Source organism: Clostridium sp. AUH-JLR23 (genome assembly GCF_964238065.1).
Taxonomy (GTDB): Bacteria; Bacillota_I; Bacilli_A; order Erysipelotrichales; family Coprobacillaceae; genus Allocoprobacillus; species Allocoprobacillus merdigallinarum.
Genome location: NZ_CAXSKY010000001.1, coordinates 1 through 14116 on the forward strand (window position 1 = coordinate 1; position 14116 = coordinate 14116).

Sequence of the window (14116 nt, forward strand, 5' to 3'; positions counted from 1 at the left end):
CTATTATTATAAAAGTTTGCAGAATTAAATTCTATCATTGGATTTGTAAAATTAAATTCCATATAAATTGATTTAGGGATGGAATTTAGTTTTTCAATTTACGATATCAATCTTTATTATAATAATTCACAAAGTACATCTGTCATGGGTGTACTTTTTTTGTTATAATAAAAATGGAGTGTGAAAATAGATGGAAATGATTAACCAAACATTAATAATGTCTTTTTTAGGGATGATTGCAGTTAGCAGTATTGTTTTTCCTATTCTTTTTCTTGTACAAAAACGTAAACAACATCGTGAATGGATGCAGTGGTTAGAGATGAAAGATAAAAATAAATCTTAAGATGGATTTTATTGATAATTTTAAAAATGATATTATACTATAAAGTAGAGGTCGTTTGACAATTCAATGGTTTTATAGTAATATTTAGGAAATTTATGTGATGAGAAGGAGATATGTATCAAAATGGACTCGAGTCAGATAGTCATGATTTTTACTTTTATTGTGCTTATTTCATTATCGGCTCTTTTTTCAATGAGTGAAACAGCGTTTATGTCAATCAATAAAATAAGAGTAAAGACATTGGCGGAGGAAAATAATAGGAAAGCGATTCTCATTCGGTCATTATTAGAAGATCAGACACGTTTATTAAGCTCGATATTGGTAGGAAACAATTTAGTCAATATTGCTGCTTCTTCTTTAACGACATCTTTTGTGATTAGTATTTTAGGTAATGAAGGAACGGGTGTTGCACTTGCAACAGGTGTTGTGACTTTAATTATATTAATTTTTGGTGAGATTACGCCTAAATCTCTAGCTACGCAAAATGCTGAATCTATTGCTTTTGGAGTATGTCGTTTCATTAAGTTTATCGTTATTATCTTTACTCCTGTTGTGGCTATTTTAAATATTGTTTCAGGCTTTTTTGTTCGTCTTTTTGGTGGCGATGCTAACAAAGGTCCAACAATGACAGAAGAAGATTTAAAAACCATCGTTACTGTTTCTCATGAAGAAGGCGTTTTGGAAGATGAAGAAAAAGAAATGATTCATAATGTGTTTGAATTTGGTGATACTGAAATTAAAGAAGTCATGACCCCAAGAATTCATGTTGAAAGTATTTCTGATGATACGACTTATGATGAAATTATTTTGGCTTTTAGAGAATCTCAATTTTCAAGATTACCTGTTCATAATGATTCATATGATGAAATTATAGGTGTATTATATATTAAAGACTTGTTTTTATATGATGTTCACCGTGAAGATTTTGATGTAACAAAAATCATGCGTGATACTTATTTTGTTTATGAATTCAATCAGATTTCTGATGTTTTTGAAGCTATGCGAAAAGATCATGTGTCATTAGCGGTCGTATTAGACGAATATGGTGTCATGAGTGGAATTGTAACTTTAGAAGATATTGTAGAAGAAATCGTTGGCGAAATTGATGATGAATATGATGAAGTTGAACAGTCCATTGTTGATTTGGGTCAAGGTGAATATCTCATTGATGGAAGTTTGAATATTGATGAGGTTAATGATGTTTGTGAAACATCATTTGATTCAGAAGATTTTGAGTCTATTGGTGGTTTGGTTTTAGGACAGTGTAATGGAAGTCCTGAAATCAATCAGGAAATCATTATTGATTCGGTTATATTTACAATCAAAGAAATTGATAAGAATAGAATTGTATTGTTGCATTTAAAAAAGGGATTTGAAAATGAAGACGAGAAAGGGGAGGAAAAACAAAGTTAATGTTTTTCCTCTCTTATTGGTGGGAGGCCATTTATGAGAGAATTCTATGAGCGATGTACAATTATATATGATGATTATCGTACTGCTATACCATCGTATGCTGCTGCGGCCTTATCTTTTTATCTTCTGTTGCTGTTAATACCAGCATTTACATTGATTGCAATAGGAACATCACTGTTTAATATTGATATGACTATTTTACAGAATATCATTGAACAATTTGTAGTCAAAGAATATGCACAAATGCTGATAGATATTTTACAGTCACGTTCTTTTAATACTGTTGCCTTTGTCACAATCCTTGTATCTATTTATACAGTATCAAGAGGTGTTGGTAACATATATGAAATTAGTAAACGTATGTATCACCCAGAAACAGAAGAAACTATTTTAGGGTATTATATATATACAATTAAAGTAACAATTTATCTGTTATTGTTATTGATTGGTGTCATCGCAATCACAGCAATTGGCCCTTTAGCGTATATTTTTAATTTTTTATATTCTTATGCGGGTATTCGTCATATTTTATTATATGCTTTGATTTGTTTTTGTTTGACGGGCATTTATATGATTGTACCAAGAATGAAAATTCATTATAGCGATGCTTTTCAAGGGGCATTGGTTGCCAGTGTATTACTATTGATATTATACTATGCATTGAGTTTTTATTTTCAAATTGCTGATTATCAGTCCGTATATGGACCATTGGCTTCTATTGTGATTGTTTTGTTTGTTTTTAACTGGACTGCCGAATTTTTCTATGTTGGCATGTATATTACAAATATATTATATTTCAGGAGGATCTCTGATGAGAAAAGAAAGAGTAGAAATAAAGAAATTGGGAATTAATGGTGAAGGAATAGGGTATATTGAAAAAAAGATATGCTTTATTCAAGATGCTTTGCCAGGTGAAATTGTAGATGTTGAAATCATTGAAAGAACACGTCAATTTACAAAGGGAAAAGTTGTCAGATATATTCAAAAGTCACCATATCGACAACCATCGGTTTGTAAAGAGTACACAAATTGTCAAGGCTGCGCTTTAACAACGCTTGAATATTCAAAACATTTATCATTTAAAAAAGGATTATTGAAAGATGCCTTAAAGAAATACACACATTTTGATGTAGAACGTTTACCTATTCAAAAAACAATAAAAGCACCTGAAACTTTACATTATCGTCAGGTTGTGTCTTTGCCTATAACATATTTTAAGGGAAAAGTACATGCTGGAATTTTTCAGCGTGAAACAAAATATTTAACTTTAATGAATCAATGTTCAATGCAAGATTCCTTGATCAATACATGTATTCAAAAAATTGAAGATATTTTAAATGAACATCATGTCAGAGATTATAACGATAAAGTAAAAAAAGGTTTACGCTTTATGCGTATGCGAAATATTGATGGACAAATTCAAGTTTTATTTGTGACTGGACAGGATGGCATGAAACAGGAAGTCATCAATGATATCAGTCAAATTCCTGAAGTGAAAAGTATCTGGTATACAATCAATACAACACGTTATCAGCAATTTGAAATGCAAGGATATAAAAAGGCTTATGGACAATCTTATTTGCCATTCCAGTGTTTTGATCAGAAGTATTTATATTCGATAAAATCTGAATTTCCTGTTTATCCTCAAATGGAAAAAATAAAACTTGATACAATTCGTTCTTTATTATCTGAAAATTCAAAGATTTTATCATTGAATTGTGGAATAGGTTTATTAGAACTTTCTTTAAAACAAAATATTGTTGCTGTTGATGAAAAGAATTATCATATTCGTGATGCAAAAGAAAATGCAAAATTCTTGGTTAAAGATAATGTTCAATGGATTTGTCAAAATGTTCATGAAGCATGTATTCAACAATGCAAGAAGAATCATTTTGATGAAGTGATTGTAAGAAGTTCTGAATTAAGTGATGCTTTTAAACAAAGTTTTATCTTATCAAAAATAAAACATATTATATATGTCAGTGATCACCCATCTTCTTTAGCGAAAGATTTAGAAGAATTGGATAAATATTATCGTATAGAAAAGATCATTCCTATAGATACATATCCATATTCTGCCAAATTTGATACAGTGGTTAGTCTGATTAGAAAATAGTTTCCTTTTATGGGAAACTTTTTTTGTGAACATTTTGTGAACATAGGATATAATTCTATTTCCAAATACATAAAAAAATGCTATACTATACTAGTATTTTAAAGATATGGAGGGATATAATGTCAATTTTATCTGGAAAAGGAAAAGTAAAGTTAGATGGCCAAAAAGGCTTAACTAAAGATAAACCTATTTTGACTATCGAAACACCTGACGTTATTTATGTTCCCCTTGTTTTAGGAGTTGCAACAGATTTTGATGTCCATGTTAAAGAAGGAGATCATGTCTGCATTGGAACAAAATTGGCAACACGTAAAAGTATGTACGTTCCAATTTATTCTCCAGTTTCTGGAACAGTTAAGGGAATAGAAAAACGTATGCATGCTTCAAAGCGTTTACAAAATCATATTGTGATTGAAAATGATCATAAAGATGAAAGAGTAAAAGCATATGAAGTCAGTGATCCTGATCATATGAGTCAGGAAGATATTATTAAAGCCATTAAAGAATTGGGAATTGTTGGATTAGGTGGTTCTGGATTCCCAACATATGTTAAATATGAAAATGTTCAAAACATTGAAACAATTTTAATTAATGGTGTAGAATGTGAACCATTCTTAACAAGTGATCATGTCGCTATGAAGAGAGATATTAAAGCACTTTTTGATGGGACACATTATTTAATTCAAGCTGCGGGAGCTAAAAAAGCCATTATTGCTATTAAGGAACATAAACCTGATTTAATGGAACTCTTAGTAGAAGAAGCTAAAAACTATGATAACATTGAACCACGTGAAGTTCCTGATCGTTATCCTATGGGATGGGAAAGAGTATTGATTCGTACAGTCTTTAAAAAGGAATATGATCGTTTACCTGCTGAAATAGGTGTTATTGTCAATAACTCATCAACAGCAATTGCTGTTTCTAAAGGAATTCGTCAAGGCGAAGCAATTACACGTCGTGTTGTGACATTCTCTGGAAATGGTTTGAAAGAACCACAAAATGTTGATGTCGCAATTGGAACACCAGTTAATTATATTGTTGAAAAAATTGGTGGATATATTGATGAAGATTGTGATGGATTCTTAGTTGGTGGTGGACCAATGATGGGAAAATCTGTTATGAATGATACATTTGTAATCTATTCTCATAACAATGCCATTACAGTTATGAAAAAAGAAAATATTCAACCATTACCATGTTTAAAATGTGGTGAATGTACATTGCACTGTCCAATGCATTTGCAACCTGTACGTATTATGCAGGCAGAAAAGGCAGCCAATGTTGAACTTATTGAAAAATTAGATACATCTCGTTGTGTTGAATGTGGTATGTGTACATATATTTGTCCAAGTAAGATTGAAGTGACAGATATGGTTGCAAAAGCAAAACGTCGTTACCAGTTAGCACAAAGAAAAAAGAGTGCGTAGGGAGGGTGAAGATTAATGAAAATTACTTTACAAAAAACATCACCAAATTATAGACAAAAGCTCTCTACACATCGTATTATGAGAGATTTGACAATTGGTCTTTTGGTGCTAGTTGCTTATTCTTTATATTATTATTACTATAACTTTACAACAAATGATCCATTGATGCATGTTGCATTGATGTATATTGTTTCTTTGGTTGTTGCGATTGCAACTGAAGCTGTATGGGCACTTATTCATAAAGAAAAAGTTCTCACTTATTTGAAAAATAGTTTTGCATGGGTAACAGCTATTATCTTTACATTAACATTGCCAGCTGGAACACCTTTATATGTGACAGCTATTGGTTCATTTATTGCTATATTCTTTGGTAAATTGGTTTATGGTGGTTTTGGACACAATATCTTCAATCCAGCTTTAGTTGGTCGTGTTGTTGTACATTTGGCTTATGGTGCAGAACTGATTGCAAATATTCCTGATACTGTAAATGGTATTGATATTGCAACAAAAGCAACACCAACAACAATGTTGGCTGGAACTTCATGGCTAGGTGGAGAAAGCTTCTCTTATACTTTAGGTGATTTATTCTTCGGTAATCATACTGGTGCTTTAGGAGAAACTTGTATTGTATTGATTTTAATTGTTGGAATTATATTAGCTATCAGAAAAGTTTATGATGCGAGAATTCCAGTTGCTTATATGGGAACAATCTTAGTTTTAGCTGAAGTGTTTGCTTTAGTGAATGGATTAGATCCTATAAGTTATCCATTAATTCATTTCTGTTTAGGTGGAGCAATGTTTGGGGCTGTCTTTATGGCAACGGACCCAGTTACATCACCATCTAGTCCGTTAGGAAAGATTATTTATGGTATTTGTTTAGGATTTTTAACAATGATTATTCGTTTAAAAGCGAATTATCCTGAAGGTGTATTATTCTCAATTTTAATGATGAATATGTTAACACCATTAATTGACTCATTTGTTTTAGGTAGAACTGACCAAAATGTTGGTAAACAATGGACTGCTATTGGTATTAGCTTAGTTGTAGCTGTTGCATGTGTCTTTGGTATCAGCACAGGTATTAAAAATGATGTTGCTGCAGCTGAACAGGAAGCATTAGAAGCTCAAAAAGCAAAAGAGGAAGAAGAAAAGAAAAAGGCTGAAGAAGAAGCTAATAAAGTTCAATGGACATATCTTGAAACAACTGATGATGGATATGTCATGCAAGTTAATGGATTTGGTGGAAGTGCTAATCCAATGAAAGTGGCAGTTAAAATTGATGGTGATACAGTTGAATCTGTTAAAGTTCTTGAATACGCTGGTGAAACAGGTGGATACGGAAAAGATTTAATCGAATCAGGAACAGGTGGAAATTTAAATGAAAAAGCCAAAACTTTCTATGATCAAGTGTTAAATGGTAGTCTTTCTACAAGTGATGTTGATGGTATTGATACATCAACAGGTGCGACAGTCACTTCAAAAGGAATTGTCAATGCTATAAAAGGTGCGATTGAACAAGCTCAAAAAGCACCGGTTGTTGATGGTGATACTTACACATATACTTTAACAGCAAAAGGATTTGGTGGAGATGCTAATCCAATGACAGTTAAAGTTTCTGTGAATAAAGCAAATGAAACTGTCACAAAAGTAGAAGTTGTTGAATACGCTGGAGAAACAGGTGGATTTGGAAAAGATTTAATCGAATCAGGAACAGGTGGAAGTTTAAATGAAAAAGCCAAAACTTTCCATGATAATGTTTTAAATGGCGAAACTAAATGGGCTGATGTTTCTGGAATTGATACATCAACAGGAGCAACAGTTACAACAAAAGGAATTGTCAATGCTATTCAGGAAGCTATTGATCAAACAAAGTAGGAGGGAAATAAGATGAAAAATATTGTTAAATTAACTGTTTTCCTTGCAATTGTGGCTGGCTTAGCTGGAGGCGCTTTGTCATTTGTTAATGGCATGACAGATCCCATTATTCAAGAACAAAAAATTGCCAGTGTTAAGGAAAATTTAGTCAAAATTTATTCTAGTGGTGAAGAATTTAAAGCTTTAGATGTTTCTTTAAGTGATTATCCTGCTTTGGTTTCAGTATATGAAGCCGATAAAGGTGGAAGTGCTGTAGGATATATTTATGAAACTGCTGCTCAAGGATATGGGGGAGAAGTTAAAGCTTTGATTGCTTTAGATAAAGATGGAACATATAAAGGATTACAAATTATTGATTGCAGTACTGAAACAAAAGGTATTGGTGATCAAGTTGCTGGCGAAGCATTTATTAGTAGTGTTGTAGGTAAGAACATTGGTGATTCTATTGATACAATTTCTGGTGCTACAATTTCTTCAACAGCTGTTGTTGAAGGAATTGAACAAGCAACACAACATTACAATGAAAACTATAAGTAAGGAGGGAACATAGATGAAGAAATTTGATATATTTAAAAAAGGATTAATTGCTGAAAATCCAATCTTTGTTTTATTGTTAGGTCTATGTTCATCCCTAGCAATTACAACTTCATTAACAAATGCAATTGGTATGGGAATGGCTGTTATTTGTGTTTTGTTAATGAGTAACTTTATTATTTCTTTATTAAGAAAAATCATTCCTAACGAAATTAGAATACCTGTATTTATTGTTATTATTGCAACACTTGTTAAATGTGTTCAAATGCTTATGAATGCATATACACCTGCTTTGTATGAATCATTAGGTGTTTTCATTCCTTTAATTGTTGTCAATTGTATTATTTTAGGAAGAGCAGAAAGCTTTGCTTCTAAAAATGGTGTTGTTGACTCTATTTTAGATGCTTTAGGAATGGGGCTTGGATATACATTTGCAGTTGTGATTATTTCATTCTTTAGAGAATTAATTGGAACAGGTGGTTTATCATTATATAATCCATTTGATGCAAGTCAGATTATTTTCCAATTTAGTTTCTTTAGTGATTACGCAATCAGCTTGTTTACTCAACCTGCTGGAGCCTTCATTACTTTAGGAACAATTCTTGCGTTTATTCAATTCTTAAAAGTAAGAAAAGCTAATAAAGCAAAGAAAGCGGAGGTCAAATAGTTTATGGAATTAGTAAGTTTATTTGTAGGTTTAACGTTTGTTAATAACGTTGTATTAAGTAAGTTTTATGCTATTTGTCCATTATTAGGTGTTTCTAAGAAACCTAAAAATGCTTTGAACATGGGATATGCTGTTACATTTGTCATCTTCTTAGCATCAATTATCACATATCTTTTATACTATTATGTATTAACTCCATTAAATATTACTTATTTGGATTTAATTACATTTATCTTGGTTATTGCGTCTTTAGTACAATTTGTTGAAATGTTCTTGAAAAAGACAAGTCCAGAAATTTATAAATCAATGGGTGTCTATTTACCTTTGATTACAACAAACTGTGCTGTATTAGGTGTAGCATTAGATAATATCAGTGCTGGTTATACATTTATTGAAGCTATGGTTGCAGGTCTTGCAGTACCAATTGGATTTACAATTGTTATTTATGTTTTTGCGACAATTCGTGAAAGATTAGACATTGCAAATGTTCCTGAAAGCTTTAAAGGAACACCAATTGCATTAATTACTGCTGGTATTATGGCATGTGCTATTGCCGGAATCGCAGGTCTTGTTTAATGACTATTTGGGCAATTATTTGGCTAGTTATTTTAATAGCCATCTTTATTGGAACATATTTATTAAATAAACACACACCAAAACCAGAAGGGTGTGAAGATATGAGTGAATGTGTAGGATGCAATAACATTGCTTGTTCTCATCACAGTGCTCATCATAAGGAGGAAGTCAAAGATGCAAATTAGTGCTATTTTAGCATTGCTTGTTATTGGAGCTGTACTTGGATGTGTTTTAGGTATAGCGAATCAATATCTTCGTGTTGAAGAAGATAACCGTATCAGCGATGTTACAGAAATGTTGCCAGGTGCCAATTGTGGTGGTTGTGGTTATCCAGGATGTGCTGGTTTTGCTGGTGCTTTGGTTGAAGGAGAAGCATCAAAAGTGTCTGCCTGTGTTGTCAGCAATCAGGAAACAAGAGAAAAAATTGCAAATTATTTAAATGAAACACCTGGACCAGATGGAAAAACAGTAAACGTTTCAATTTAAATGTTTGATATGGAAATTGACTATGAAGTGTCAATTTCCTTTTTTTTATATTTTTGTTTTGAGTGATCATTTTAAAAATACTGGACTTCTTATATATTAATGCTTTACATTCAAAAAAATGTGTATTATAATACTGTTCGTAACCGAACAATGGAGGTGGTACGATGTTTAGAGATCCAATTGGATATCGTATTAAAACATTAAGCAATTTAATGAAAAGAAATATGGATAAACATTTGGGACCCCAACATGATAGAGCGACAATGATGCAAACATGGATCATTGGTTTTATTCAATTAAGAGACAGTGAAGGCAAGGATACTTTTCAAAAGGATATTGAAGAGGAATTTTCTATTAATCGTTCAACGACTTCTGAAATGCTGACCTTGATGAATAAGAGGGGGTTGATTGAACGTGTTCCTGTAGATTATGATGGACGTTTGAAAAAAATTGTTTTAACCAAAAAAAGTTTAGAGATTCATGAATGGATTAATCAGGCTATGATGCAACTTCATGATAAATTAACTGATGGTTTAACAACTCAACAAATTGAAACATTTATAGATGTTGCGGATCATATGATTCAAAATATGTCTAAAAATGAACAGGAATCTACAGATTAGCAATCGTGTTGGTTACAAATCTTTAAAGAAGGGGTGGTTATATGGTTATTAAAACATTGATGAAACAAATCAAACAATATAAAAAAGATTCTTTTTTAACAATGTTTTTTGTTATCGTCGAAGTTATTTTGGAGATTTTGATTCCTTTGTTAATGGCAAGAATTATTGATTTAGGAATTGAAGCTGGAAATATTAATGCTGTATATAAATATGGATTTATCATGTTTATTATTGCAATTGGAACTTTATCAACTGGTTTTTTAGCTGGGAAATATGCCGCAAAGGCTTCAACAGGATTTGCTGCTAACTTAAGAGATGGAATGTATACAAATATTCAATCATTTTCATTCTCTAATATAGATAAATACAGTACTGCTGGACTTGTTACACGTTTAACAACAGATGTGACGAATGTTCAGATGGCTTATCAGATGATTATTCGTATGTGTATTCGTGCACCAATGAACTTAATTTGTGCCCTGACAATGGCTTTTATGATTAATCATGAATTAAGTTTGATTTTTGTTGGAGCAATGGGATTCTTAATTATTGTTTTAGGATTTATCATGATTACAGCGACACGTTATTTTAATCAGGTCTTTCCTAAATATGATGATTTAAATGAAAGTGTTCAAGAAAATGTTGTCGCTATTCGTGTTGTCAAATCATTCGTCAGAGAAAAATATGAAAATGAAAAATTTAAAAGAGCTGCACAAAATATCTATCGTTTATTTGTAAAGGCTGAATCTGTATTGGCTTTAAACAACCCTGCTATGATGACAGCTGTTTATGGATGTATTTTACTTTTATCATGGTTAGGAGCAAAGAGTGTTGTTGGTGGAACTCTAACAACAGGAGAATTGACGACATTATTTAGTTATATCATGAATATTTTGATGTCATTAATGATGTTATCTATGGCATTTGTTATGATTACAATGTCATTTGCTTCAGCAAGACGTATTGCCGAAGTTTTAAATGAAAAATCAGATTTGGTTTCTCCTGAAAATGCCTTAAAAACAGTGAAAAGTGGATCTGTCACTTTTGATCATGTGACTTTTTCTTATAAACATGGAACAGGTGAACCAGTACTTAGAGATATTGATATCCACATTCACTCTGGTGAAACAATTGGAATCATTGGAGGTACAGGAAGTGCTAAGAGTACACTTGTCAGCTTAATCAGTCGTCTTTATGATGTTGATAGAGGAAGTGTCATTGTTGGTGGTGAAGACGTTAGAAAATATGATTTGGAAGTATTAAGAAATGAAGTAGCTGTTGTTTTACAAAACAATGTCTTATTCAGTGGAACTATTTTACAGAACTTAAGATGGGGAAATGAAAATGCGACTTTAGAAGAATGTCAGGAAGCATGTCGTTTGGCTTGTGCTGATGATTTTATTCAAGATTTCCCTGATAAGTATAATACTTATATTGAACAAGGTGGAACAAATGTTTCTGGTGGACAAAAACAACGTTTATGTATTGCCAGAGCATTGTTAAAGAAACCAAAAATATTAATTCTGGATGATTCAACAAGTGCTGTTGATACTGCGACTGATGCAAGTATTCAAAAATCATTTGAAGAACGTATTCCAGATACGACAAAAATTATTATTTCACAGCGTGTATCAAGTGTGCAAAATGCAGATCGTATTATTGTATTAAATGATGGTGTTATTGATGATTTTGATACACATGAAAATTTATTAAAAACAAGTGGTATTTATCGTACAATATATGAAACACAGACAAAAGGAAAGGAGGAAGCATAATATGAAAAAACAAAATGTTTTAGCACGTCTTTTAAAGAAAGTCTTTAAACGTTATGGTTTGGCTATAGTTATTGTTTTAATATGTATTATTGGACAGGCCATTTGTAGTGTACAGGGCCAGGTATTCCAACAAAGATTAATTGATGATTATATTATGCCTTTAATTGGACAACCATCTCCTGATTTTTCTGGATTGTTTTCTGCTCTTTCTGTTATGGCTTGTTTCTTTTTGGCAGGAATTGTTTTTGCTTATGCCTATACCCGTATTATGGTTACTGTTACACAAGGTTTCTTACGTGATTTACGTGTAGAAATGTTTGAACACATGGAATCATTACCAATTCGTTATTTTGATAGAACAACTCACGGAGATATTATGTCTGTTTATACAAATGACATTGATACTTTAAGACAATTAATTAGTCAATCTATTCCACAGTTTACTTCAAGTGCTATTACAATTATTACTGTTCTTATATCAATGTTAATGTTAAATGTGACTTTAACATTAATAAGTGTCATTATGGTTTGTATTATTCTCTTTATTTCACGTTCTATTGGAAGACGTTCAGCAAAATATTTTATTAAACAACAAGAAACATTAGGAAAAGTCAATGGTTATATTGAAGAAATGATTTCTGGACAGAAAGTTGTTAAAGTGTTTAACCATGAAGAAAAAGCTATTGAAGGTTTTAGAGATATTAACGAAGAATTACGTCAAAGTTCATATCAAGCTAATAAATTTGCCAATGTTTTAATGCCAGTTACCATTCAGGTAGGAAATATGTCATATATTTTATGTGCGGTGATTGGAGCTGTTTTGGCATTATCTGGTTTTGATTCTTCATTAACAATTGGAACACTTGTTGCATTTATGACATTGAATAGAAGTTTTAATAACCCAATTGGGCAAGTGTCTATGCAAATCAATTCTATCGCTATGGCACAAGCTGGAGCGAAACGTATTTTTGAATTGTTGGATCAGGAAAAAGAAGTAGATGAAGGTATCGTGACATTATGTCGTGTAGAATTTGTTGATGGGAAAATGGTGGAAACTGATAAACGTACAGGACATTGGGCATGGCGTCATCCAAGAGCAAACGGTGAAGTAGAATTGGTTGAAATGAAAGGTGACTTGAAATTAGAAAATGTCAACTTTGGTTATTTTGATGATCATATGGTTTTACATGATATTGATGTATTTGCTAATCCTGGTGAAAAAATTGCTTTTGTTGGAGCAACTGGTGCCGGTAAAACAACTATTACAAACTTAATTAATCGTTTTTATGATATTCAAAGTGGAACGATTACTTATGATGGTATTGATATCAAATTAATTAAGAAAGATGATTTACGTCGCTCATTAGGTGTCGTATTGCAAGATACACACTTATTTACAGGAACTGTTATGGATAACATTCGCTATGGACGTTTAGATGCGACTGATGAAGAATGTATTGAAGCTGCTAAACTTGCTAATGCAGATGCTTTTATCAAACATCTACCTGATGGTTATGATACAATGTTAACTGGAGATGGAGCGAATCTTTCTCAAGGGCAACGACAATTAATTGCGATTGCTCGTGCTGCTGTTGCGAATCCTCCTGCTTTAATCTTAGATGAAGCTACTTCATCTATTGATACAAGAACAGAAACTCTTGTTCAAAAGGGTATGGATGGATTAATGGAAGGAAGAACAACATTAGTTATTGCTCATAGATTATCTACAATTAAAAATAGTGATTGTATTATGGTTCTTGAACATGGTCATATCATTGAAAGAGGTAACCATGAAACATTGATGAAACAAAAAGGTAAATATTATCAATTGTATACAGGAGCTATTGAAATGGATTAAGGTCGTCAGACCTTTTTCTTTTTAAGCACATTCGTTGTAAAAATAAGAAGTCTATGTTAAACTCTGTATGTAATCAAAAAAAGAAAACTATAATAAAATAAAGGAGGGCATTTTATGTCAGAAGTTTTACATGTTAACAGTCAGGAATTTGAAAATGTTATTGCTCAAAATGATGTTGTTTTTGTAGATTTTTTTGCAAACTGGTGTGGACCATGCAAAATGTTAGCTTCAAGTATTGATAAATTGGCACAGGAACATCCTGAAGTCAAAGTTGTGAAAGTAGATGTAGATCAGGAACCTTCTCTTGCAATGCAATTTGGTGTACAATCTATTCCAACATTGATAACTTTTAAAAAAGGACAAGCTGTCAATCGTCAATTAGGATTTGTTCCTTATGAAACTTTAGAAAATATGTTGAAATAA

The 14116-nt window shown here is 31.9% G+C and carries 15 protein-coding genes; all 15 read left to right on the top strand.

Going from position 1 to position 14116, the window contains the following annotated elements; all coding sequences use genetic code 11:
* Positions 1 to 190: 190 nt before the first annotated feature.
* The 15 genes from ACESR5_RS00005 (at position 191) to trxA (ending at position 14116) form a co-directional block, all read left to right on the top strand.
* Positions 191 to 343, top strand: a complete 153-nt coding sequence (locus tag ACESR5_RS00005; protein ID WP_164483495.1) for a hypothetical protein — start codon at positions 191 to 193, stop codon at positions 341 to 343.
* A gap of 123 nt (positions 344 to 466) precedes the next feature.
* Positions 467 to 1756 (top strand): HlyC/CorC family transporter, encoded by a 1290-nt coding sequence (locus tag ACESR5_RS00010; RefSeq protein ID WP_087242978.1) that lies wholly within the window; start codon positions 467 to 469, stop codon positions 1754 to 1756.
* A gap of 33 nt (positions 1757 to 1789) precedes the next feature.
* Positions 1790 to 2608 (top strand): YihY/virulence factor BrkB family protein, encoded by an 819-nt coding sequence (locus tag ACESR5_RS00015; RefSeq protein ID WP_087242976.1) that lies wholly within the window; start codon positions 1790 to 1792, stop codon positions 2606 to 2608.
* Positions 2568 to 3872 (top strand): 23S rRNA (uracil(1939)-C(5))-methyltransferase RlmD, encoded by a 1305-nt coding sequence (gene rlmD / locus ACESR5_RS00020; RefSeq protein ID WP_087297109.1) that lies wholly within the window; start codon positions 2568 to 2570, stop codon positions 3870 to 3872. Before ACESR5_RS00015 ends, rlmD begins: the two co-directional genes overlap by 41 nt.
* A gap of 119 nt (positions 3873 to 3991) precedes the next feature.
* The gene (locus ACESR5_RS00025; RefSeq protein WP_087297110.1) at positions 3992 to 5299 is read left to right on the top strand and encodes an RnfABCDGE type electron transport complex subunit C; all 1308 of its coding nucleotides are present in this window, start codon (positions 3992 to 3994) and stop codon (positions 5297 to 5299) included.
* Between the two features lie 15 nt (positions 5300 to 5314).
* Entirely contained in the window at positions 5315 to 7174 is a 1860-nt protein-coding gene (locus tag ACESR5_RS00030; RefSeq protein WP_373153689.1) for an RnfABCDGE type electron transport complex subunit D, read from the top strand.
* A gap of 12 nt (positions 7175 to 7186) precedes the next feature.
* Complete coding sequence (locus tag ACESR5_RS00035) at positions 7187 to 7711, top strand: FMN-binding protein (protein ID WP_087242969.1); 525 nt, start codon at positions 7187 to 7189, stop codon at positions 7709 to 7711.
* A gap of 13 nt (positions 7712 to 7724) precedes the next feature.
* Positions 7725 to 8375, top strand: coding sequence for an electron transport complex subunit RsxE (rsxE, locus tag ACESR5_RS00040; protein WP_087242967.1), 651 nt, complete (start codon positions 7725 to 7727; stop codon positions 8373 to 8375).
* A 3-nt stretch (positions 8376 to 8378) separates the two neighbouring features.
* Positions 8379 to 8951 carry an electron transport complex protein RnfA gene (locus ACESR5_RS00045; protein ID WP_087297112.1) on the top strand — a complete coding sequence of 191 codons (573 nt, stop codon included), beginning with the start codon at positions 8379 to 8381 and terminating at the stop codon, positions 8949 to 8951.
* Positions 8951 to 9136 carry a hypothetical protein gene (locus tag ACESR5_RS00050; protein ID WP_087242963.1) on the top strand — a complete coding sequence of 62 codons (186 nt, stop codon included), beginning with the start codon at positions 8951 to 8953 and terminating at the stop codon, positions 9134 to 9136. The genes ACESR5_RS00045 and ACESR5_RS00050 overlap by 1 nt, the downstream gene beginning before the upstream one ends.
* Positions 9126 to 9437, top strand: a complete 312-nt coding sequence (locus tag ACESR5_RS00055; RefSeq protein ID WP_087305438.1) for an RnfABCDGE type electron transport complex subunit B — start codon at positions 9126 to 9128, stop codon at positions 9435 to 9437. The genes ACESR5_RS00050 and ACESR5_RS00055 overlap by 11 nt, the downstream gene beginning before the upstream one ends.
* A gap of 164 nt (positions 9438 to 9601) precedes the next feature.
* Entirely contained in the window at positions 9602 to 10060 is a 459-nt protein-coding gene (locus ACESR5_RS00060; RefSeq protein WP_087304557.1) for a MarR family winged helix-turn-helix transcriptional regulator, read from the top strand.
* 41 nt (positions 10061 to 10101) lie between these two features.
* Positions 10102 to 11835, top strand: a complete 1734-nt coding sequence (locus ACESR5_RS00065; RefSeq protein WP_087242957.1) for an ABC transporter ATP-binding protein — start codon at positions 10102 to 10104, stop codon at positions 11833 to 11835.
* A gap of 1 nt (position 11836) precedes the next feature.
* Positions 11837 to 13693: an ABC transporter ATP-binding protein gene (locus ACESR5_RS00070; RefSeq protein ID WP_373153691.1), complete on the top strand. Its 1857-nt coding sequence runs from the start codon at positions 11837 to 11839 to the stop codon at positions 13691 to 13693.
* A 114-nt stretch (positions 13694 to 13807) separates the two neighbouring features.
* Positions 13808 to 14116 (top strand): thioredoxin, encoded by a 309-nt coding sequence (gene trxA, locus ACESR5_RS00075; RefSeq protein WP_373153692.1) that lies wholly within the window; start codon positions 13808 to 13810, stop codon positions 14114 to 14116.